The following is a 20,431-nucleotide window of genomic DNA, read 5'->3' on the forward strand; positions in this document are numbered from 1 at the left end:
GGATTCCGCCCCGCGAAGGCCGCCCGGGCCGGCGGTACCGGCCGGTGCCGGCCGGGCCGACCGGTACCGGCCGGTGCCGGTCCGGCCGGTCCTGCGGCCGTGGGGCGGACGAGGCGGATCAGGCCAGGTCGAAGCGGTCGAGGTTCATAACCCTGACCCAGGCGGCGACGAAGTCGTGCACGAACTTCTCCTTGGCGTCGTCGCTCGCGTAGACCTCGGCGAGCGCCCGCAGTTCGGCGTTCGAGCCGAACACCAGGTCGGCACGGCTGCCGGCCCACCTGACCTCGCCCGTGGCCGCGTCGCGGCCCTCGAACGTGGTCTGGTCCTCGGACGTCGCCTTCCACGTGATGCCGAGGTCGAGCAGGTTGACGAAGAAGTCGTTGGTCAGCGAGCCCGGCGTGCGGGTGAAGGAACCGAGCTGGGACTGCTGGTGGTTCGCGCCCAGCACGCGCAGGCCACCGACCAGGACGGTCATCTCGGGCGCGCTGAGGGTGAGCAGGTTGGCCCGGTCCAGGAGGAGGAACTCGGCCGGCAGCCGGTTGCCCTTGCCGTGGTAGTTGCGGAACCCGTCGGCGATCGGCTCGAGCGCCTCGAAGGACTCGGCGTCGGTGTGCTCCTCCGTCGCGTCCACGCGGCCCGCGGCGAAGGGGACCTCCACCTCGAATCCGGCCTCCTTGGCGGCCTTCTCGACGGCGGCGGAGCCGCCGAGGACGATCAGGTCGGCCAGGGAGACGTGCTTGGCACCCGCGCCGGAGTTGAACTCCCGCTGGACGCCCTCCAGGACGCGCAGGACCTGCGCCAGCTCGTCGGGTTCGTTGACCTCCCAGCCGCGCTGCGGCTCGAGGCGGATGCGGGCGCCGTCGGCACCGCCGCGCTTGTCGCTGCCGCGGAAGGTGGACGCCGAGGCCCAGGCGGTGGACACCAGTTGCGCCACGGACAGGCCGGACTCCAGGAGCTTGGTCTTGAGGGTCGCGACGTCCTCGGCGTCGACGGCCTCGCCCTCGGGCTCGGGCAGCGGGTCCTGCCAGATGAGGGTCTCCTCGGGCACCTCCGGGCCGAGGTACAGGGACTTCGGGCCCATGTCACGGTGGGTCAGCTTGAACCAGGCGCGGGCGAAGGCGTCCGCGAATTCCTCCGGGTTCTCGTAGAACCGGCGGGAGATCGGCCCGTAGACCGGGTCGAGGCGCAACGACAGGTCGGTGGTGAGCATCCTCGGGCGGTGCTTCTTCGCCGGGTCGTGCGCGTCGGGGATGATCTCCGGGGCGTCCTTGGCCACCCACTGGTTGGCGCCGGCCGGGCTCTGCTCCAGCTCGTACTCGAACTCGAAGAGGTTCTTGAAGAACCCGTTGCCCCACTGGGTGGGCGTGCTGGTCCAGGTGACCTCCAGACCGGAGGTGATGGCGTCGCCGCCCTTGCCCGTGCCGTGGGTGCTCTTCCAGCCGAGGCCCATCTGCTCCATGGCGGCGGCCTCGGGGTCGTCGCCGACGGCGTCGGCCGGGCCGGCGCCGTGGGTCTTGCCGAAGGTGTGGCCGCCGGCGATCAGCGCGACGGTCTCCTCGTCGTTCATCGCCATGCGGCGGAAGGTCTCTCGGATGTCGCGGGCGGCGGCGATGGGGTCCGGGTTGCCGTTGGGGCCCTCGGGGTTGACGTAGATCAGGCCCATCTGGACGGCGCCGAGCGGGTTCTCCAGCTCGCGGTCGCCGGTGTAGCGCCGGTCGTCGAGCCAGGTGGTCTCGGGGCCCCAGTAGACGTCCTCCTCGGCCTCCCAGACGTCGGCGCGGCCGCCGGCGAAGCCGAAGGTCTCGAAGCCCATCGTCTCCAGCGCGACGTTGCCGGTGAGGACCAGCAGGTCGGCCCAGGAGAGGTTCTTGCCGTACTTCTTCTTGACCGGCCACAGCAGGCGGCGGGCCTTGTCGAGGTTGCCGTTGTCGGGCCAGCTGTTGAGCGGGGCGAAGCGCTGCTGGCCGGCGCCCGCGCCGCCGCGGCCGTCGCTGATGCGGTAGGTGCCGGCGCTGTGCCAGGCCATCCGGACCATCAGCGGGCCGTAGTTGCCGAAGTCGGCGGGCCACCAGTCCTGCGAGGTGGTCAGCACCTCGGCGATGTCCCGTTTCACGGCGGGCAGGTCGAGGGCGTCGAAGGCCGCGGCGTAGTCGAACTCCTCACCCAGCGGGTTGGCGACGGCCGGGTTCTTGGCGAGGATCCTCAGGTTGAGCCGCTCCGGCCACCACTGGCGGTTCCCGCCGCCCTGCGTGGGGTGCGGGGCGCGTCCGTGGGCCACCGGGCAGCCGCCCGTCTCCTCGGTTTTGGCGTCGGTCACGATGGCGTCGTGGTTCTCGGACATGGGAATCCTTCCGAACGGGGCGGATCACGGTGCTGGGGAACTGCCGGGGGTGGAGCAGTCGGGGCACAGGCCCCGGTAGATGACCTCGGCCTCGTCTATCACGAAGCCGTGGTCGCCGGAGGCCGTCAGGCAGGGCGCGTCGCCGACGGCGCAGTCGACGTCGGCGAGGGCGCCGCAGGACCGGCACAGGACGTGGTGGTGGTTGTCACCGACCCGTCCCTCGAACCGCGCCGGGCTTGCGGGCGGTTCGATACGGCGCACGAGCCGCGCCGCGGTGAGGGCGTGCAGGGCGTCGTACACGGCCTGGAGGGAGACGTGCCCGACCCGTCGGCGCACCCCCGAGGTGAGGGCGTCGGCGTCGAGGTGGTCGCCCTCCCGGACGGTCTCGAGCAGCGCGACGCGGGCGGCGGTCACCCGCAGTCCCGCCCTGCGCAGCTCGTCGGCGGTGGCCGGATTCCGGGAGTGCCGGGATGCCGTCATGGGGGCGAACCTACTCTCCGGAACACGAACGACTCAAGGAAAAGAGTGACTCCACTCTGGAAGGTCGCCGCTCCCGGGCGTCGTCCGGAACGCCTGTCCGGGCGCCTCGGGACGAACGTGGTAGACAACGTGCGTGGCGGGCACCGGCATGGGATGCCCCCCGTACGGCGCTACGACAGGAATGAGTTGCCGGTGCTTTGGAAGACGTTCCGCTGGGCCTTTGCCGTCACCGCCCTCGGCCTGGCCGCGGGCGTGCTCTACGACGGCTGGACCGCGCTGGGCATCGTGGCGATCCTCTCCGTCCTGGAGATCTCGCTGTCCTTCGACAACGCGGTGATCAACGCCGGGATCCTGAAGAAGATGAACGCCTTCTGGCAGAAGATCTTCCTCACCGTCGGGATCGTGATCGCGGTGTTCGGGATGCGGCTGGTCTTCCCGGTGGTGATCGTGGCGATCAGTGCGCGGCTGAATCCCTGGAGCGCGGTGCACCTGGCGCTCACCGACAAGGACCGCTATCAGGAGCTGGTGACGGACGCGCATCCGTCGATCGCCGCGTTCGGTGGCATGTTCCTTCTGATGATCTTCCTCGACTTCGTCTTCGAGGACCGGGAGATCAAGTGGCTGGGGTGGCTGGAGCGTCCGCTGGCCAGGCTGGGCAGCGTCGACATGCTGTCGGTCTGCATCGCCCTGATCGTGCTGCTGGTCTCCGCCGTCACCTTCGGCGCCCACGCCCACCAGCACGGGGGCACGCACGCCGACAAGGCGGAGACGGTCCTGCTCGCGGGCGTCGCCGGCCTGATCACCTACATGGTCGTCGGTGGCCTCTCCGGATTCTTCGAGCAGAAACTGGAGGACGAGGAGGAGCGGGAGCAGGAGGCGGAGGAGGAGGCGCGGCGCGCGGGGCGGCGCGACACGCCGGTCAAGCTGGCCGGCAAGGCCGCGTTCTTCATGTTCCTCTACCTGGAGGTCCTGGACGCGTCGTTCTCCTTCGACGGCGTCATCGGTGCCTTCGCCATCACCAACGACATCGTCCTGATGGCCCTGGGCCTCGGCATCGGCGCCATGTACGTGCGGTCCCTGACCGTCTATCTGGTCCGCCAGGGCACCCTCGACGACTACGTCTACCTGGAGCACGGCGCCCACTACGCCATCGGCGCGCTGTCGCTGATCCTGCTGGTCACCATCCAGTACCAGATCAACGAGGTCGTCACCGGCCTGGTCGGCGTCGTCCTGATCGGTGCGTCGTTCTGGTCGTCCGTGCGCCGCAACCGCGCCCTGCGGACCGCCGCCTGACGCCGCTCTCCCCCGTCGCCGCACGTCACTGGAGGCGCCTGATGTCCCCGCGCACCCGGTAGAAGCCGCCCGACGCGGCGTGCAGCGCGTCGACCACGTACCGCGCGCCGGGTTCCCTGATCGCCCTCGGGAACTGGACGTTCCACCCGTGGTCGTACCCTTCCGACACCACGTGGATCCGGGTGCGGCCGTTCTCCTGGACGCACTCGACGACCACCGAGCCCGCGGGCGCCGCGGTCACGGTCGCGACGGCGGCGGCCGCGGTGGCCGGCGCGTACGTCGGAAGGGTGGCCGCGAGCTTGATGTCGCGGGCGACGGGCACCGAGCCCTGCTGCGCGGCGGCGACCGCCGTCTCGCTCGCGTCGACGCACACCAGGGAGCCGTCCGTGGTGACGAGGAAGAGCCGCTCGTCGCGGTACTGCATGGACAGTGCGGAGCCGCCGCCCGAGCCGAGCTTCCACAGGCGGGTGCCGTCCCGGTCGAAGCAGTAGACCGAGGACGCGGAGTCCCCGGCGAAGACGAACCGGCCGCCGGGCGAGGTGGCGCACGAGTAGACCGGGCTGTCGCAGTGGTACGTCGCCTCGACGGCTCCGGTCGCCTTGGACAGCCGCTGAACGGTGTGGCGCGCGGTGCCCGCGTACACCGCGTCGTCCTCCTGCCAGCCGAAGAGCACGGCCCCCTGGGTGGGCGTGTGCCACAGCTCGGTGCCGCCGTCGGGGGCGTGGGCCGTCACGCCGCGGGTGTGGCCGTGGTAGACGGCCCGGTCGTCGGCGCGCACCATCCAGGCGTGCTCGCCGCGCCCGCCGCGCGACCACTGGTGCTCGTCCTCGTGGTCGATGACGGTGAGCCGCCCGGCGCGGTCCGCGACGTTGAGCACGCCCTCGTGGATGTCGAGCCAGAAGATGTCCACGTCGGCGGCGATGTCGTAGGCGGCGAAGGGCAGTTTGGACGACAGGTCGTAGACCCGGCCGTCGTCGCAGCCCGCGTAGATCCAGAAGTCGTCGGCGACCAGGCACTTGACGCCGTCCGGCAGCTGGTAGCGGGCGAGGACCTCGCCGCCGTGGGCGAGGGTGTAGACATCACCCGCCTGGTTGCCCACCCAGCACTTGTCCTCGTCGATGTGGATGCCGAACGCGGCGGAGCCGGTGCGGAACCGCCACAGGACCGGGGCGACCGCGCGGGCCGTGGAGGGGGCGGAGGCCACCTGCCGGCGGGTGACGGCGCGGGGCGCGCGTTGTCCCTGCACGGCGGGCTCGTAGCCCTTGCGGATCTTCTCGCCTATCTTCTTGGCCGCGGCGGCCTCGGCCTTCTGGACGGTGGGGAAGGTGGACGTCTGGGTCTGCCCGGCGGCGCCGATCCGGCCGTAGCGCACCGACACGACCTGTCCCTGGACGATGACTTCGTAGAACTTGTGCGCGCTCCCGTCGTCCTGCGACAGCTCCAGGTACGTCCTCGACATGGCAGACCTCTCCCCGGTCGGTCCCGCGGCGTGTTCCGCGGGTTCCACTGACAGAACCGTAGAAGGTGCCACTGACAATCGGCCGTGGTGGGCGGCCCGGACGTCGTGGGGTCCTCTACTGGCGCAACATCACCCCGCCCTCCGACCGCCCCCGTGTCGGGCTGGCTCCCGGTACAGGCAACAGCCGGTCCGTGCCGGCACGGACGGAGCGGAGACCGTCATGCTGCTCAGTCTTCAGGAGCGGGAGCGACTGATGATCTACACGGCGGCCAGACTCGCCCAGGAGCGCCGGGACCGCGGCCTCAGGCTCAACCTGCCGGAGGCCACGGCGATCATCTCCTCCTTCCTCCTCGAAGGGGCCCGGGACGGACGTACCAAGGCGGAGCTTCAGGACGCGGGCCGCAGTGTGCTGCGCCGCGACGAGGTGATGGACGGGGTGGCCGAGATGCTCGCCCAGGTGCAGGTCGAGGCGACCTTCCTGGACGGCACTAAGCTGATCGCGGTGCAGGGGCCGATCCAGTGAGTGAGCGGCAGCGGCGTCCGGGCAGCGGCAAGTCTCTCGTTCCTGGGTCGGGCAAGGGGGAGTCGACCGGGCTGGTGCAGCCCGGGGCGGAGTCGGCCGAGGAGCCGGGCGCGCCGGGTCAGATCATCTACGGAGCCGGTCCGGTGACCATCAACGCGGGCCGTCCGGTGATCAGCGTCTCGGTCGTCAACACGGCCGACCGGCCGGTCAGCGTCGGTTCGCACTACCACTTCGCCGAGGTCAACCCGGCGCTGCGTTTCGACCGTGAACGTGCCTGGGGGCATCGGCTCAACATCCTGGCCGGCGGTATGCGGCGCTTCGACCCGGGCGCCACCGTCGAGGTCGAACTCGTTCCACTCGGCGGCCGGCGCATCGTGCGCGGGCTGCGCGGCGCTTGCGGAGGATCCCTCGATGGCTGAGATCGACCGGCGCGACTACGTCGCCTCGCTCGGGCCCACCAAGGGCGACCGGATCCGGCTCGCCGACACCGACATCCTCATCGAGGTCGAGGAGGACCGGTGCGTCGGCGACGACGAGACCGTCTTCGGCTGCGGAAAGTCCGGGCGGGAGTCGCAGGGGCAGTCGCACGCCACCCGGGCCGAGGGGACTCCGGACCTGGTGATCGGCGGCGTGGTGGTGCTCGACCACTGGGGCGTCGTGAAGGCCGACGTGGGCGTCCGCGACGGGCGGATCGTCGCGCTCGGCAAGGCCGGGAACCCCGACATCATGGACGGTGTCCATCCGGACCTGGTCGTCGGTCCCTGTACCGAGATGGTCAACGGCAGCGGACTGATCCTGACGGCGGGCACGGTGGACACCCATGTCCACTTCGTCTCCCCCGACATGTCGATCGTCGCCCTGGAGGCCGGCACCACGACTCTCGTGGGTGGCGGCACGGGCCCGACCGACGGGTCGAAGGCGGCTCTGGCGACGCCGGGCGGCTGGTGGAGGGAGCGGATGCTGGAGGGGTTCGAGCCGTGGCCGGTCAACGTGCTCTTCCTGGGCCGGGGCAGCACGGTCAACGAGGAGTCCCTGTGGGAGCAACTGCGCTCGGGGATGGGCGGCTTCAAGGTCCACGAGGACTGGGGCGCCACTCCGGCCGTCATCGACACCGCGCTGCGCGTCGCCGACGCCGCCGGGGTCCAGGTGGCGATCCACAGCGACACCCTCAACGAGGCCGGGTTCGTCGAGGGCATGCTGCGCGCGGTCGGCGGCCGCACCTTCCACGCCTTCCACACCGAGGGCGCCGGCGGCGGCCACGCCCCGGACATCATCCGGATCGCGGGCAAGTCCTGCGTCCTGCCGTCCTCGACCACGCCGACCCCGCCCTTCACGGTCAACACCGCGGACGAGCAGCTCGACATCTGCCTGATCGCCCACCACCTGAACCCGAACGTCCCGGCCGAACTGGCCTTCGCCGAGAGCCGGGTACGGGCGTCGACCATGGCTGCGGAGGACATCCTCCAGGACATGGGCGCCATCTCCGCGATGACCTCCGACGCCCAGGCGATGGGCCGGCTCGGCGAGGTGGTGCGGCGGACCTGGCAGAGCGCCCATGTGATGAAGAAGCTGCGCGGTTCGCTGCCCGGCGACGGCCCGGCCGACAACCACCGCGCCCGCCGCTACGTCGCCAAGTACACGATCGTCCCCGCGACGATCCACGGCCTCGAACGCGAGGTCGGTTCCGTCGAGCCGGGCAAGCTCGCCGACCTGGTCCTGTGGGAGCCCGCGCTGTTCGGGGTGCGGCCGACGGCCGTCTACAAGTCGGGCATGGCCGCGATGGCACTGCTCGGTGACCCCAACGCCGCGGTGCAGGAGCCGGGTGCCCGGCTCGTCCTGCAGGAGGAGGTGTGTTCGGCCGGTACGGCGAGCCCTGCGGCGGATACCGCCAGCGGGTACGTGTCGAGACCGGGCAGGGCCCGCTCTACGACCAGGAACTCTCCACGGGGCCGACGGCTCCCGGATGGGACGGTCCGGCCGTCACCGCGGGGCGCCCGGCGGCCGGAACGCTGCTGGTCGTGGATCCCGACGCGGCGGCCGGCGACAGCGCGGCCGACGCGTTCCGCGACTCCGGCACCGCCCTCATGGAGCTGGGCGGCGGGGCGAGGCTGCTCAGCGCCCTCGCCCCCGACACGGCCACCCTGCGGCAGCGGCTCGACGACGCCGCGGCCCGTCTGCTGACCGGCACGCACGAGTCCGCCGCCCTCCGGCCGGCCGGGGTGTGAGCGGATCACCCGGTCCGCTCGACGCTCCACCGCGGCAGCCGCTCGAAGAAGGCGACGGCGTCCTCGCGCCACCGCGGACGCCAGCCCGCCGCCACCAGGCGGGCCCGCTCGGCGTACTGCCGCATGTCGGCGCGCATGCGGTCGGCGACGCCGGTGCGCTCGCCGATCGCGCGGATCTCGGCGACGGTCTCCGCGGTGCAGGCGGGGTCTCCCAGGGCCTGGTTCACGAAGTCCCGCTCGGCGCCGCTCACGGCGGAGAGAAGGCGGGCCACGGTGTACGTGCGCCGGCCCTCGCGGATGTCGGTGCCGGTCGGCTTGCCCATCGTCTCCGCGTCACCGAACAGGTCCAGATAGTCGTCGCGCATCTGTCCGCAGATGCCGAGCAGGCGGGCGTAGCCGCTCAACTCGGCTTCGTAGGCCTCCGGTTGCCCGCCCGCGGCCAGGAGTCCGAGGCGCAGGGGGGCCAGGACGGAGTACCGGGCGGACTTGTGGTCGGCGACGGCGTGCAGGACGTCGTCGTCCGGGACAGCGGTGGTGAAGTCGCGTTCCAGGTCGACGATCTGACCCACGAACGTGTCGGCCGCGGCCCGGGTCTGCACCTCGACCATGGCCTGGCGCACGTCGAGGGGCAGCCGGGCCTCCAGGAGCACGCGCAGGGAGAGGGCCAGTGCGAGGTCACCGGCGAGCACCGTCAGGGCGAGCGCGGCCCGGGGGTGCCCGGGGAACTTCTCCCGGTAGGCGTAGTACGTGGTGGGGCCGCCCCGGCGGGTGGCGCTGTCGTCGATGAGGTCGTCGTGCACCAGGCCGTGGGTCTGGAGGAGTTCGACACTCAGCGCCGCCGCGTCCAGCCCCTCGACCGGCTCGGCGGTCACCAGGCGCGCGGCCTCGTGCAGCAGCACGACCCGCATCCGTTTGCCGCCGCGCAGCGACAGGTCGCGCAGCAGGCCGACGCACTCCGGGGTGAAGCGGCTGAAGGACGGGGCGTCCAGGGTGGCGCCCAGCGTGTCGAAGTACTCCGCGAAGAGCGTGTTGAACCGGCGCTCGGTCCGGGCGACGCGGTCCGGCGGCTGCTCGGTCATGACGAAGTCCTCCTGGTTCCTGGGCGGGTGGCGCGTCCAGCAGTGTGTCAGGAGGTCCGGAGGGCCGGGCGACACGGGTCGAGGGCACCGCAAAACGGGATCAATGGTCGTTCGAGTTGAAGGAGATGTGGATATACCTCCATCCTTCCTCCATGTCTCTCGCGCCTGCCGCCCCCGATCTGTCCGACCTCCGCGACTACGCCTTCGAATGGGCTCTGGTCGACGTGGAGACCTCCGGTCTCGTACCGCGCCGCGACCGGGTCCTGTCCGTGGCCGTGGTGACCCTCGGTCCGGACGGTGCGCAGACCGGGGAGTTCTCGACCCTGCTGGATCCCGGCTGCGATCCTGGGCCGGTGCATGTGCACGGCCTGACGGCCGAGCGGCTGCGCGGGGCACCGGCCTTCGACCAGGTGGCCGAGCGGATCGGCGCGCTGCTGGAGGGCCGGGTGCTGGTCGCCCACAACGCCCAGTTCGACTACGACTTCCTCGCCCACGAGTTCGCGCGGGCCCGGCTGCGGCTGCCCGTGGCCAGGCGGCTGTGCACCCTCGCCCTGAACCGGCGTGTCGACCCGCCGACCGACGACCTGAAACTCGGCACGCTCGCCGCGCACTACGGCGTGCCCCAGCTCCAGGCGCACGACGCGCTGGACGACACGCGGGTACTGGCGGGGGTGCTGCGCGCCTCGCTGCGTCAGGCGGCGCGACTCGACCTGCCGCTGCCACTGGTCGCCTGCCCACCGCGGCAGGACCCGCAGTTCGCGCCGAAGCCGCCGAAGACGCCGTGCGCCTTCCGCAACCCGGGCCGGCTCGCTCCGGGCGGGCCGCTGGTGCAGGGCATGAAGGTCGCCGTCACCGGGGAGACCCGGACCGCCCGCTCCGACCTGATGCTGCGGGGTGTCACGGCGGGGCTCAACATGATGGGCTCGGTCAGCAGGCACACCAGTGCCCTGGTCACCAACGACTCCGCCGCGGACTCGGCCAAGGCCCGCCGGGCACGGGCCGAGGGCGTCCCGGTGATCGACGAGTCGGCCTTCCTGCGACTGCTGGGCGACGTCCGCCCCGGCACCTCGCACGAGGGCGCGGCGCTGCCCGGACCCGCCCGGGCCGTGCCGGCCCCGGAAACGGAAGCGGCCCCGGGAGCCGTGCAGGCCCCGGAGTCCGCGCCCTCCCCCGCGCTGCCCGCCGTACCGACGCCGCGCGCACCGGAGCCGGGCGAGGCCGCCGCCGGTCCGCACCCCGGAACGAAGCGGGCCGCGAAGCCGCGCGGGCCGCTCTCCGGGCGGCGGGTCCTCGTGCTCGGCGGCACCCACCCCGAGGCGGTCGCCGCCCGCACCCGTGTCGTCGAACTCGGCGGGGCCGCGGCCATCAACCTGTCCGCCGGTGTCACCGACGTGGTCGTCCTCGACGGCGGCCACGCGGACCGTCGGCTGACCAGGATCACCGCGCTGCTCCTGCCCGTCCACGACGCGGCATGGCTGGTCGCACCGGTGGTCACGGAGGCGCCCGGGGCGGGCGGCGGGCGCGCGGCCGCCCATGTGCTGCCGCGCGGCGGCGTCGTCGACCTCCCCCTGCCGAAGGGGCGGGGACCGGCGGACCGCTGGACCGTCACCGCCTCGTGGGCCCAGCAGACGGCGTGCGAGATCGACGTGGTGGCGTTCGTGCTGGACGAGGACGAGCAGGTCTCCTTCGACGAGGACTTCGTCTTCTACGGCGCCCCGGAGAACCCGGGCGGCACGGTGCGGCTGTTGGGCGACGGCCCGACCGAGCAGACCGTCAGCCTGGACCTCTCCGCGTTGCCGCCCTCGGCCCGCAAGGTCGTCGTCGCCGCCGCGATCGACGGCTCCCCGGCCTTCGGGGACGTGGGCGCGCTGCACATCGTCTCCGGCCCCGGCACCAGCGCGGCCGCCCTCGCCCAGGCCACGCTGGACGCCGCCACCACCGAGCGCACGATGCTCCTGGCGGAGATCTACCGGCGCGGGGAGAGCTGGCGCCTGCGCGCGGTCGGCCAGGGCTACGACCACGGCCTCGACGCCCTCGCCCGGAGCTACGGCGTCGACGTGACCGACTGATCCCGGCCGCGTCCCCGCCCGCGCCCGGACGCACCGCGGCCCGGCCCCGCCGATCGCGGGGCCGGGCCGGGAAGCGCGCGTCCGCTCAGCCCTGGCGGGCCTTGAAGCGCGGGTCCTTCTTGTTGATGACGTAGGTCACTCCCCGGCGGCGCACCACCTGGGCGCCGGGCCTGGCCTTGAGGGCGCGCAGAGAGTTGCGGACCTTCACGACTGCCTCCTCGCTCGTCGGGGCCGTTCAGCGTTCCTCGCGGAACGGCACGTGCTCCCCCGCCACCGGGTCGTACTTGCGCAGGACGAGCCGGTCGGGGTCGTTGAGGCGGTTCTTGCGGGTGACGTAGGTGACGCCGGTCCCGGCGGACGACTTCAGCCTGACGACCGGGCGTGCGGTGCTGCGTGCCATGGTGCTCCTTCCGACCTCGGCGCGGGCCGCGGTTCTGTCCCGCGCATGTCAGTCACGCGGCACAACGCCGACGGCCGCGGGGACATTCCCCGCGGCCGTGCCCGTCAGCACTCCTGCCACAGCCGGGTCATCACCCGCGCCCCGAAGCGCAGACCCTCCAGCGGCACGCGTTCGTCGACGCCGTGGAAGAGACGGCCGTAGTCGAGGTCGTGGGGCAGCTTGAGCCCCTTGAAGCCGAAGCAGCGGATGTCGAGCTTGGTGAAGGCCTTGGCGTCGGTGCCGCCCGGGTTGCAGTACGGCACCGGGTGGCCGTCGGGGTCCTCTGCGCGCACGGCGGCGCACATGGCGTCGACGAGGGGGCCGTCGAAGGAGGTCTCCATGGCGATGTCGTGGTTGACCCACTCCCGGGAGACCGAGGGCAGGAGCAGGGCGTCGATCGTGTCGATCAGCTCCTGCTCGTGGCCCGGCAGGAAGCGGCCGTCGACGCGGGCAGTGGCCCGGCCGGGGATGACGTTGGTCTGGTATCCGGCCGTGAACATGGTCGGGTTGGCCGAGTTGCGCAGCACGACCTGCATGAAGTCGGCCACGTGCCCGAGCTTGGCCAGTTCGGCGTCCAGGTCCTCGGCGTCGAGGTCGAGGTCGACCCCCTGGAGGCGGGCCGCCTCGGCGAGCAGGGCGCGCACCGGCTCGATCAGCCGGACGGGGAAGGTGTGGCGCCCGATGCGGGTGAGGGATTCGGCGAGGTCGGTGACGGCGTTCTCGTCGTTCGGGGAGGAACCGTGCCCGGCGCGGCCCGACGCCGTCAGCTCCATCCAGGCCATGCCGCGCTGGGCGTTCTCGATCGGGTAGAGGCGCCGGGTGTCGTCGAGGGCGTAGCTGAAGCCGCCGCCCTCGCCGATCGCCTCGGTGACGCCCGCGAACAGCTCGGGCCGGTGCTCCACCAGCCAGTGGGCGCCGTACTTGCCGCCGGCCTCCTCGTCGGCGAGGAAGGCGAGGACGATCTCGCGGGCGGGCCGGGTGCCGGTGCGGGCGAAGTGCCGGGCGGTGGCCAGCATGACGGCCACCGTGTCCTTCATGTCGATGGCGCCGCGGCCCCACAGGTAGCCGTCCCTGATCTCCCCGGAGAACGGCGGCACCCGCCACTCGGCGGCGTCGGCCGGTACGACGTCCAGGTGGCCGTGGACCAGCAGGGCGCCGCGCGAGGTGTCGGCGCCGGGGATGCGGGCGACGACGTTGGCGCGGCCCGGGGCGCTCTCCACCAGCTCGGAGGCGATGCCGGCCTCGGCGAGGCGGGCCACGACCCAGTCGGCGCAGGCCCGCTCGTCGCTGGTGGGGTTGGAGGTGTCGAAGCGGATCAGCTCCGCGCACAGGTCGACGACCTCCCGCTGTGCCTCCTCGGAGGCCGGGACGATGGCGGATGCGGTGGTGCTCACGGTGCTCCTACGGTGGCCGTGCCGGAGGCGGCCGGGGTGGGTTCGGTGGTGTCGTCCAGGGCCGTGGTGCCGTACGTCCTGATCCAGCCGGCGAGGCCGAGGACGCAGTAGAGGACGAAGGCGGTCAACAGGGAGTTCAGGGCGGGGATGCCGCCGTCGTAGAACTTGCCGACGCAGAACGCGGCGGCCCAGATGACCAGGGACATCGGCACCCAGGTCGGCGAGCCGGCGGGCAGGGTCTCCGCGTCGCGGGTGGCGTCCAGGGGTGCCCGCATGCGGCGCACCACCCAGTACTCGGCGACGATGATGCCGCCCACCGGCGGGATGGCGACACCCAGCACGGACAGGAAGTCGGTGAAGTGGGTCATCATGCCGATCGCGGAGAGCAGGGTGCCCGCGATGCCGAGGACGATGGTGACCGCGCCGCGGTGCACCCGCTTGCCGAAGACGACCTGGAAGAAGTTGACGACGCCGAGCGAGGAGCCGTACAGGTTCCAGTCGTTGATCTTCGCGGTGGACATCAGGACGACGAGCACGCCGAAGACGCCGGAGGTGGAGAGCACGATCTGGGAGACCTGTCCGCTGCCGACCATGTGGCCGAGCAGGACGCCGGTCAGGCCGACGATGTACTCGGAGAGGATCATCGACGACGCGCTCTGCAGGAAGACGTGGCTGCCCTTGCGGTTGTAGCGGGTCATCTCCGGGGAGACGATCGCGCCGGTCATGAAGCCGCCCGCGATGGCGGTCGCGGCGACGGCGAGCGGGATGGTCTCGCCGGGCGGCGGGGAGTGGATCAGCTCGGAGAAGGAGTGGTCGCTGAGCGCGTCGGTGACCGACCAGGCGACCATGGCGAAGAACAGCGGCGTGACGATCTTCGCGAAGACGGCCATGTACCGGAAGCCGAAGATGACCAGCACGGTGATGGCGGCACCGGCGGCCGTGCACCACAGCCAGGAGGGACCGCCGACGAGCGCGGAGACGCTGTCGCCGAAGATGGTGTTCTGTACGCCGAACCAGCCGACGAGGCTGACCGAGATGACCAGGCTGACCAGCGCCGATCCGTTGCGGCCGAAGCCCGCCCAGCGGGTGAGCAGGGGCGTCGCGAGCCCCTCGCGCATGCCGGCCAGGCCGATCGCGAAGATGACGACTTCGAGGATCACCGCGCCGAGGGTGAAGGCGAGGAAGGCGTCGCCGAAGGTCATGCCGACGCCGATGGTGGCGCCGAGGGTGAACTGCGAGATGGAGCCCGACTGCGCGAGCCATTGCAGCAGCATGGTCCAGAAGCCGAGCCGCTTGTCGCGCGGGACGCGGGAGAGGGCGTAGTCGTCGCTGCCCACGGCTCCCGTGCCCGCTGCCGTGGCCGCTTCCGCTGCGGTGTTCTTGTCCATGGTCATGATCACGACCCCCCGGGTTCGCGGCCGAGGGTCTGCAGCCGGGTGAGAGAGCCGTAGCGGGACACGAGCGCGTCGAACTCCTGGTCGTCGTGGAAGTCGAGCAGTCCGCCGCCGTAGGCCTTCGCGGTCTCGACGGCGAACCGGGCGGCGGCCGCGATGTCGGTCTCGTGGCTCGCGCCCGTCTGGCAGCCGGGCACCGCGGCCGCGGAGGTGATCGCGAGGCCGACCACCGGTGCGGCCGTCGCCGTGGCGGGCTGCAGGATCGAATTGATGTGGTGTACACCGTTACCGTACGGCGTGATGTCCTGGGTGGTCACGGGGTACGTGACCAAGGGCTCACCGGTCACCACGGCCAGCAGCTCGCCGAGCCGCTCGCTCACCTTGAGCACCCAGCCCTCCTTGACGGTGGGCGACAGGGCGAGGCCCTTGTGGTTGATGATCCGGTTGCCCTTGGTGGTGTCGACGGAGAGCACGGCCTCCATCTCGCCGGTGACCTCGTGCCGGTTCATGGTCGCGATGTCGACGGGCGAGTCCATGAAGGGCACCGGGTCGTGCGGCGCGGTCGGGGCGTTCGGGCAGATGTGGGTGGCGACGATCACGTCGCCGTCGAGCACGTCGCCCCGGCGCCGCATGTCGAGCAGCTTGGCGGCGGTGGCGAGCGCCGCGACGGCGCCGTCCGCGTCGGAGACGAGGCCGACCGCCTCCGGTCGGGCCCCGACGCCGCCGAGCCGCCCCACCACGCCGAGCGTCCGCGCGGAGCCGCCCCGGGTACGGCCGGCCCGGCCCGGTATCCGCACGAGCACGAAGTCCGTCGAGCCGCGCTCGCCGGTGACGGTGGTGACCTCGGCGCCGGAGCCCTCGGGGCCCGCCACGGAGTCGAGGTGGGCGGCGACGCGCTTGCCGTCGACGTCGGGATCGTCGAGCAGATCCACGAGGTCCAGGACGTACTTCAACATGGGCAGTTCTCCTGATCCGCACCGGGGGCGGTGCTGACAGCAGGTTCGGGATCGACTAGCGTTGTCCGCAACTGTTTCCCGTTATCTGCAATACGGGTCTGCATGGTGAGATGTGAGGGAGAGGAGCCGCCGTGACCGGTCGCCCCGTTCAGCCCGCGGACCGCAAGACGCCCGCCGGGGCGCTCCAGACCGTCGACCGCGCCCTGCTGGTGCTGCTCGCGTTCGAGCGCACCCGTCCGGACTGGGGCGTCACCGAGATCGCCGCCGAGTTCGGCTGGGACACCTCGGTCGCCCAGCGCCTGCTGTCCACGCTCGCGGGCCGCGGCTTCCTGGTCTCCGACCCGGCGACCCGCCGCTACCGGATCGGCCCGGCCGCCCTGCGCCTGGGCCGCCTCTGGGAGCGTTCGGGCTCCCTGGAGCTGCTCGCGGAACCGGTCCTCCAGGAGTTGCGGACGGCGACCGGGGACACGGTGCTCTTCTGCCTGCCCGACAGCTTCCACATGCGCTGTGTCGCGGCCGTCGAGGGCGAGGAGGGGCCACTGCGCTACTACCCGCTGGTCGGCGAGCTGTACCCGGCGCACGCGGGCGCCACCAGCAAGTCGTTCTACGCCTTCCTGCCCGACGAGCAGCGCCACCGGCTCTTCCGGGGGCGCCCGATGGCGCGCTTCACCGAGCGCACGGTCACCGACCCGGACCAGCTGGAGCGCGAGTTCCGCACCGTCCGCGCACAGGGCCACGCCTGGACGGTCGGCGAGTACGACGCCGGCATCGGCACGGTCGCCATGCCGGTCTTCCTCGGCGCGGAGCCCTACGGCAGTCTCAGCCTCGGCGCCGCCAAGGAGCGCTTCCCCGACGGCCCCGAGGACCGGCTGGAGGTACTGCGCCGTGCCGCCCGGCTGCTGGAGCAGCGTCTGACGCACCCGCCCCAGAACCAGCGGCGCCCGCGTTCACCCCGTACGTCCTGACGCACCACCGATCCACCCCGTCGACGAGGAAGAACCCGTGAACCTCCTGCTCCTGTCCAACTCCACCCAGCACGGCCGCGGCTACCTGGAACACGCCCTCGAATCCGTGACCGGCTTCCTGCCCTCCGGGGCACGGCTGGCCTTCGTCCCGTACGCGCTCGCCGACCACGACGCCTACACCGCCCGGGTGCGGGACGCGCTCACCGGCGCCGGGATCGACGTGCGGGGCGTGCACGAGGGTGGCGACCCGCTCGCGCGGCTCGGGGAGGCGGACGCCGTGTTCGTCGGCGGCGGCAACTCCTTCCGGCTGCTCTCCGCGCTGTACCGGACGGGACTGCGGGAGGCGCTGATCAAGGCCGTGCGCGGCGGGCTGCCGTACATGGGGGCCAGCGCCGGGACCAACATGGCCGCGCCCTCACTGCGGACCACCAACGACATGCCGATCGTGGAGCCGCCGTCCTTCGAGGCGCTCGGCCTGGTCCCGTTCCAGATCAACCCGCACTACCTCGACCCGGACCCCGGCTCGACGCACAAGGGCGAGACCCGCGAGGAGCGGCTGAGGGAGTTCCTGGAGGAGAACGACGTGCCCGTACTGGGCCTGCGCGAGGGTTCCTGGCTGCGGGTCGTGGGCGAGCTGGCAGTGCTCGGCGGCGAGCGCGACGCCCGGCTGTTCCGGCGGGGCGCGCCGCCGCGCGAGCTGGCGGTGGGCTCGGACCTGTCCGAACTGCTCGGCGTACGGGGCGAGTTCGACACCCGGTCCTGAGCGCACGCGACGACGCCGGAGGCCCGTGCGGGCGTCCGGCGTCGCCCGTGGGGTGGGTCAGCGCCTGATCTCCTTGATCTTCAGCATGCGCGTGATGACCTTGTCCAGCTCCTCATCCTCGAAGACCTTCTTCCAGTCCTCGCGCACGATGGACTCACGGCCGTAGTCCATGGCGATGAGGCAGGCGTCCGAGAACGGGTTGGAGCCCTTCAGCGTGTTGGCGAGGGCGACCTGGGTGTGGCCGAGCAGCATCGCGCGGGCGGCCTTCTCGGGGACGCCGACGGTGTGCACGGTCTCGTGCAGGGCCTCGGTCAGCAGGGCCCCGACCATACAGGCGATGGTCTCGACGAGGGTCGGCTCCAGCACCGCGAGCTGCTTGACGGTGACCCAGTGGACGTCGACGACCGGGGCGTACATGACGCGGATGACGGAGTCGGCGAGTTCCCGCTTGGCGGCGTCCCCGCCCTCGTAGGCGGCGACGACCTCCTGCGGGGCGGCGATGCCGCCGAAGGTGTCCTGCCACTCCTCCTTGGTGGTGCGCTCCAGGAACACCGAGGGGTGGCAGGGGTGGGCGCAGGCGTAGTGGATGTCGTCGCGGGCGTGGAGCAGACCGGCGTAGGCGGCGGCCGGGTCGAGGGTGAGGACGACGGTGCCAGGCTTCATCAGCGGCACGAGCTCCTCGGAGACCTTGCCGAGGACCACGTCCGGCACGGCGAGGATGACGACGTCCGCCTCGGCCGCGGCGGCCGCGGACTCGGTCAGTTCGCGGCCCAGGTCGCGGATCAGCTCCTGCCCCTTGGGCGACGCCTCGCTGAAGAGGACCCGGAAGTCGCTCTCGACCAGGTTGTTGGAGACACGCTGGCCCATCTTGCCGGCGGCCCCGATGACGGCGACGGTCGTGACGTCGGCCCGGGTCTGGATCTCGGTGGCCATTACTCGCTCCTCAGGAGGGTGTTGATGCTGTGCTGCGTCCACTGGTGTTCGAGCCGGGCGGTGGCGTCGTAGCCCTCGTCCTGCCACGGGAGCCAGTGCTCCACGATCTGGTTGACGCCGCGGTCCCCCGGCCGGGCGGCGCCCACCGCGACGACCATGGCGTCGTAGTCGAGGAGGCCCTCGCCGAGCGGGCAGCCGGCGTAGGTGAAGCCGACCCAGCCGTCGCGGCGGGTGAAGGCGAAGTCCTTGACGTGGATGTTGACCACGTACGGCGCGGTGGCGGTCACGACGTCGGCGGGGCGTTCCAGCCGGGCGACGCTGTTGCCGGGGTCCAGGACGATGCCGAGGTGCGGGTCGTCGACGGCGCGTACGACGCTCACCAGGTCGTCGGTGGCGACCTGCTCGTAGGTCTCCAGGCCCAGCGTGACGCCCGCGGCGGCGTAGCGGGGCACGGCCTCCTTCAGGAGGGTCACCGCCTCGGCGGTGTCCGGGCGGTGGCCGGCCGTGTTGAGCATGGAGCGGACCAGGGTCGCGCCCAGTTCGCCCGCCGTGTCGAGGTAGGTGAGCAGGTGGTCGGGGCGGATGCCGCGGGTGCCGAGTTCCAGGGTCAGGCCTAGGTCGTCGGCGGTGGCGCGGAGGTCGGCGAGGCGTGCGCGGTCGTAGGACTCGATCGGCGCGTAGTCGCAGATCTGGAAGACCTCGCCGCCCAGTTCCGCCGCGTCGCGGAGCATGTCCGGCAGGCCCATCGGCTCGGGGGCGCGGGACGAGAGACGCCAGAAGTAGGCGTAGGTGCTGATGCCGTACGCCATCACGCCACCGCCGCCGGAGCCGTCGCCGTGGCCGGTGAGCGGATCTCGTCGAGGATCGCCGCGACGTTCGCCGGGTCGTGGGCGAAACGGCCCAGGAAGAGGCCCTCGGCGGTGCCGGCCAGGCGGGTCAGCAGGCCGGGGCCCGCGCTGCCGCCGTAGATGACGGTGGAACCGGCGTGCCGGGGGCGGGAGTCGAGCCAGCCGCGCAGGGCGGTGCAGACGGTGGCGATGTGGTCGGCGGAGGCGGGCTCGGGGGCGCCGATGGCCCACTGCGGCTCGTAGGCGAGGACGACGGTGCCCTCCAGGCCGGCGAGCAGCCGTTCGGCCTCGGCGACCGTGCGGGCGGCGGCGTCGGCCGGGTCGGCCTCGTCCCGTTCGCCGACGCACAGGACGGGGGTGAGGCCGTTGCGCAGGGCGGCGGCGGTCTTCGCGGCGACGACGGTGTCGCCCTCGCCGTACAGGCGGCGGCGCTCGGCGTGGCCGACCTCGGCGTAGCGGCAGCCGATCTCCTTGAGGAGGGGGCCGCCGACCTCGCCGGTGTAGGGGCCGCTGTCCTCGGTGGCGACGTCCTGGGCGCCCAGTGCCACGCCGTAGGGGGCGAGGATGCCGGTGGCGGGGACCAGGGACGGGAAGGCGGGGAGGACGAAGAGGCGGGCGGCGCCGGAGGTGACGGCGGGGTGGTGTTCGGCGAGGGCCGCGATCCTGCGGGACCAGTTGAGCGTCTGGTGGTGGCCGAAGTACATCTTCAGGCTCACCCCCAGCAGCACGGGTGACGGTGCGGGGGCGGGCATCAGGCGGCCGCCCCGTCTCCGGCGGTCCTGTCCTGGCCGGTCTCGCCGTCGGCGGTCTCGTAGTCGCTCATCAGCTGGACCTTTGCGGCCGACGCCGAGCTCTCGTCGAAGCGGTAGGTGAGCCACTCGGCGGCCAGGCGGCGGGCGAGTTCCAGGCCGACGACGCGCTGGCCGAAGGTGAGGACCTGCGCGTTGTTGGAGAGGACCGCCCGCTCGACGGAGAAGGAGTCGTGGGCGGTGACGGCCCTGATGCCCCTGACCTTGTTGGCGGCGATGGCGACACCGAGGCCGGTGCCGCACACGAGCAGGGCGCGGTCGGCGTCGCCGCGGGCGACCATCTCGGCGGCGGCGATGGCCACCTTCGGGTAGGCGGTGTGGCCGTCGGCGTCGACACCGACGTCGGTGACCTCGGCGACCAGGGCGCTGTCGCGCAGGTCCTGCTTGAGGGCTTCCTTGTACTGGTGGCCGGCGTCGTCGGAGCCGACGACGATGCGGAGCTTGTCGGTCATGGCGGCTTT

Annotated in this window: 20 protein-coding genes; 7 read left to right on the forward strand and 13 right to left on the reverse strand. The window is 72.2% G+C overall.

Annotated features, from left to right (window positions below; translation table 11 throughout):
• Window positions 1-118: 118 nt before the first annotated feature.
• Together katG and OHA99_RS01110 are read right to left on the reverse strand one after the other, a co-directional pair.
• Window positions 119-2,341, reverse strand: coding sequence for a catalase/peroxidase HPI (katG, locus tag OHA99_RS01105; RefSeq protein WP_405693533.1), 2,223 nt, complete (start codon window positions 2,339-2,341; stop codon window positions 119-121).
• Between the two features lie 24 nt (window positions 2,342-2,365).
• Window positions 2,366-2,821 carry a Fur family transcriptional regulator gene (locus tag OHA99_RS01110; RefSeq protein ID WP_153176281.1) on the reverse strand — a complete coding sequence of 152 codons (456 nt, stop codon included), beginning with the start codon at window positions 2,819-2,821 and terminating at the stop codon, window positions 2,366-2,368.
• 192 nt (window positions 2,822-3,013) lie between these two features.
• On the opposite strand from OHA99_RS01110, the gene OHA99_RS01115 reads away from it, so the two are divergent.
• Window positions 3,014-4,114 (forward strand): DUF475 domain-containing protein, encoded by a 1,101-nt coding sequence (locus OHA99_RS01115; protein WP_153176282.1) that lies wholly within the window; start codon window positions 3,014-3,016, stop codon window positions 4,112-4,114.
• Between the two features lie 25 nt (window positions 4,115-4,139).
• Here the strand turns inward: OHA99_RS01115 and OHA99_RS01120 are convergent, their stop codons facing one another.
• Complete coding sequence (locus tag OHA99_RS01120; protein ID WP_165683635.1) at window positions 4,140-5,573, reverse strand: WGR domain-containing protein; 1,434 nt, start codon at window positions 5,571-5,573, stop codon at window positions 4,140-4,142.
• Between the two features lie 220 nt (window positions 5,574-5,793).
• Between OHA99_RS01120 and OHA99_RS01125 the strand changes: the two genes are divergently transcribed.
• The 3 genes from OHA99_RS01125 to OHA99_RS01135 all read left to right on the forward strand — a co-directional run bounded on the left by OHA99_RS01125 (window position 5,794) and on the right by OHA99_RS01135 (window position 8,277).
• Window positions 5,794-6,096: an urease subunit gamma gene (locus OHA99_RS01125; protein ID WP_007389584.1), complete on the forward strand. Its 303-nt coding sequence runs from the start codon at window positions 5,794-5,796 to the stop codon at window positions 6,094-6,096.
• 74 nt (window positions 6,097-6,170) lie between these two features.
• The gene (locus OHA99_RS01130; RefSeq protein WP_405698874.1) at window positions 6,171-6,515 is read left to right on the forward strand and encodes an urease subunit beta; all 345 of its coding nucleotides are present in this window, start codon (window positions 6,171-6,173) and stop codon (window positions 6,513-6,515) included.
• A complete protein-coding gene (locus OHA99_RS01135) occupies window positions 6,508-8,277 on the forward strand; it encodes an urease subunit alpha (RefSeq protein ID WP_405693536.1) in 1,770 nt (589 codons plus the stop codon). Before OHA99_RS01130 ends, OHA99_RS01135 begins: the two co-directional genes overlap by 8 nt.
• A gap of 49 nt (window positions 8,278-8,326) precedes the next feature.
• Here the strand turns inward: OHA99_RS01135 and OHA99_RS01140 are convergent, their stop codons facing one another.
• Window positions 8,327-9,400, reverse strand: coding sequence for a polyprenyl synthetase family protein (locus OHA99_RS01140; RefSeq protein WP_153176285.1), 1,074 nt, complete (start codon window positions 9,398-9,400; stop codon window positions 8,327-8,329).
• Between the two features lie 152 nt (window positions 9,401-9,552).
• On the opposite strand from OHA99_RS01140, the gene OHA99_RS01145 reads away from it, so the two are divergent.
• Entirely contained in the window at window positions 9,553-11,469 is a 1,917-nt protein-coding gene (locus OHA99_RS01145) for a TerD family protein (RefSeq protein ID WP_381503332.1), read from the forward strand.
• Between the two features lie 85 nt (window positions 11,470-11,554).
• Here OHA99_RS01145 and ykgO read toward each other — a convergent pair whose 3' ends face one another.
• The 5 genes from ykgO to OHA99_RS01170 form a co-directional block, all read right to left on the reverse strand.
• The gene (ykgO, locus tag OHA99_RS01150; protein ID WP_003978293.1) at window positions 11,555-11,677 is read right to left on the reverse strand and encodes a type B 50S ribosomal protein L36; all 123 of its coding nucleotides are present in this window, start codon (window positions 11,675-11,677) and stop codon (window positions 11,555-11,557) included.
• Between the two features lie 27 nt (window positions 11,678-11,704).
• Entirely contained in the window at window positions 11,705-11,869 is a 165-nt protein-coding gene (gene rpmG / locus OHA99_RS01155; protein WP_007389579.1) for a 50S ribosomal protein L33, read from the reverse strand.
• A gap of 104 nt (window positions 11,870-11,973) precedes the next feature.
• A complete protein-coding gene (locus tag OHA99_RS01160; RefSeq protein ID WP_381502374.1) occupies window positions 11,974-13,302 on the reverse strand; it encodes a M20/M25/M40 family metallo-hydrolase in 1,329 nt (442 codons plus the stop codon).
• A complete protein-coding gene (locus OHA99_RS01165) occupies window positions 13,299-14,696 on the reverse strand; it encodes a cytosine permease (RefSeq protein ID WP_194279810.1) in 1,398 nt (465 codons plus the stop codon). The genes OHA99_RS01160 and OHA99_RS01165 overlap by 4 nt, the downstream gene beginning before the upstream one ends.
• Window positions 14,697-14,698: 2 nt before the next feature.
• Entirely contained in the window at window positions 14,699-15,652 is a 954-nt protein-coding gene (locus OHA99_RS01170) for a DUF1177 domain-containing protein (protein WP_153176288.1), read from the reverse strand.
• 131 nt (window positions 15,653-15,783) lie between these two features.
• Between OHA99_RS01170 and OHA99_RS01175 the strand changes: the two genes are divergently transcribed.
• A complete protein-coding gene (locus OHA99_RS01175; protein ID WP_165683642.1) occupies window positions 15,784-16,617 on the forward strand; it encodes an IclR family transcriptional regulator in 834 nt (277 codons plus the stop codon).
• A 37-nt stretch (window positions 16,618-16,654) separates the two neighbouring features.
• A complete protein-coding gene (pepE, locus tag OHA99_RS01180; protein ID WP_381502377.1) occupies window positions 16,655-17,380 on the forward strand; it encodes a dipeptidase PepE in 726 nt (241 codons plus the stop codon).
• Window positions 17,381-17,437: 57 nt separating this feature from the next.
• Here pepE and OHA99_RS01185 read toward each other — a convergent pair whose 3' ends face one another.
• The 4 genes from OHA99_RS01185 to OHA99_RS01200 are packed head-to-tail and all read right to left on the reverse strand — an operon-like array spanning window position 17,438 to window position 20,422.
• Window positions 17,438-18,313, reverse strand: a complete 876-nt coding sequence (locus OHA99_RS01185; protein ID WP_381502381.1) for a phosphogluconate dehydrogenase C-terminal domain-containing protein — start codon at window positions 18,311-18,313, stop codon at window positions 17,438-17,440.
• Complete coding sequence (locus OHA99_RS01190) at window positions 18,313-19,122, reverse strand: sugar phosphate isomerase/epimerase family protein (RefSeq protein WP_381502384.1); 810 nt, start codon at window positions 19,120-19,122, stop codon at window positions 18,313-18,315. Before OHA99_RS01190 ends, OHA99_RS01185 begins: the two co-directional genes overlap by 1 nt.
• Window positions 19,122-19,913 (reverse strand): triose-phosphate isomerase family protein, encoded by a 792-nt coding sequence (locus OHA99_RS01195; RefSeq protein ID WP_153176293.1) that lies wholly within the window; start codon window positions 19,911-19,913, stop codon window positions 19,122-19,124. The genes OHA99_RS01190 and OHA99_RS01195 overlap by 1 nt, the downstream gene beginning before the upstream one ends.
• A complete protein-coding gene (locus tag OHA99_RS01200) occupies window positions 19,913-20,422 on the reverse strand; it encodes a ribose-5-phosphate isomerase (protein ID WP_153176294.1) in 510 nt (169 codons plus the stop codon). Before OHA99_RS01200 ends, OHA99_RS01195 begins: the two co-directional genes overlap by 1 nt.
• Window positions 20,423-20,431 lie beyond the last annotated feature (9 nt).

Origin of the sequence: Streptomyces coelicoflavus, from assembly GCF_045041415.1 — a bacterium.
GTDB lineage: Bacteria > Actinomycetota > Actinomycetes > Streptomycetales > Streptomycetaceae > Streptomyces > Streptomyces coelicoflavus.

Coding starts and splice junctions, on each gene's coding strand:
- OHA99_RS01195 (WP_153176293.1), bottom strand. CDS start 19,913: ATGCCCGCCCCCGCACCGTCACCCGTGCTGCTGGGGGTGAGCCTGAAG.
- OHA99_RS01185 (WP_381502381.1), bottom strand. CDS start 18,313: ATGGCCACCGAGATCCAGACCCGGGCCGACGTCACGACCGTCGCCGTC.
- OHA99_RS01135 (WP_405693536.1), top strand. CDS start 6,508: ATGGCTGAGATCGACCGGCGCGACTACGTCGCCTCGCTCGGGCCCACC.
- OHA99_RS01200 (WP_153176294.1), bottom strand. CDS start 20,422: ATGACCGACAAGCTCCGCATCGTCGTCGGCTCCGACGACGCCGGCCAC.
- OHA99_RS01145 (WP_381503332.1), top strand. CDS start 9,553: ATGTCTCTCGCGCCTGCCGCCCCCGATCTGTCCGACCTCCGCGACTAC.
- OHA99_RS01110 (WP_153176281.1), bottom strand. CDS start 2,821: ATGACGGCATCCCGGCACTCCCGGAATCCGGCCACCGCCGACGAGCTG.
- OHA99_RS01190 (WP_381502384.1), bottom strand. CDS start 19,122: ATGGCGTACGGCATCAGCACCTACGCCTACTTCTGGCGTCTCTCGTCC.
- OHA99_RS01165 (WP_194279810.1), bottom strand. CDS start 14,696: ATGACCATGGACAAGAACACCGCAGCGGAAGCGGCCACGGCAGCGGGC.
- OHA99_RS01170 (WP_153176288.1), bottom strand. CDS start 15,652: ATGTTGAAGTACGTCCTGGACCTCGTGGATCTGCTCGACGATCCCGAC.
- OHA99_RS01125 (WP_007389584.1), top strand. CDS start 5,794: ATGCTGCTCAGTCTTCAGGAGCGGGAGCGACTGATGATCTACACGGCG.
- OHA99_RS01120 (WP_165683635.1), bottom strand. CDS start 5,573: ATGTCGAGGACGTACCTGGAGCTGTCGCAGGACGACGGGAGCGCGCAC.
- rpmG (WP_007389579.1), bottom strand. CDS start 11,869: ATGGCACGCAGCACCGCACGCCCGGTCGTCAGGCTGAAGTCGTCCGCC.
- OHA99_RS01140 (WP_153176285.1), bottom strand. CDS start 9,400: ATGACCGAGCAGCCGCCGGACCGCGTCGCCCGGACCGAGCGCCGGTTC.
- katG (WP_405693533.1), bottom strand. CDS start 2,341: ATGTCCGAGAACCACGACGCCATCGTGACCGACGCCAAAACCGAGGAG.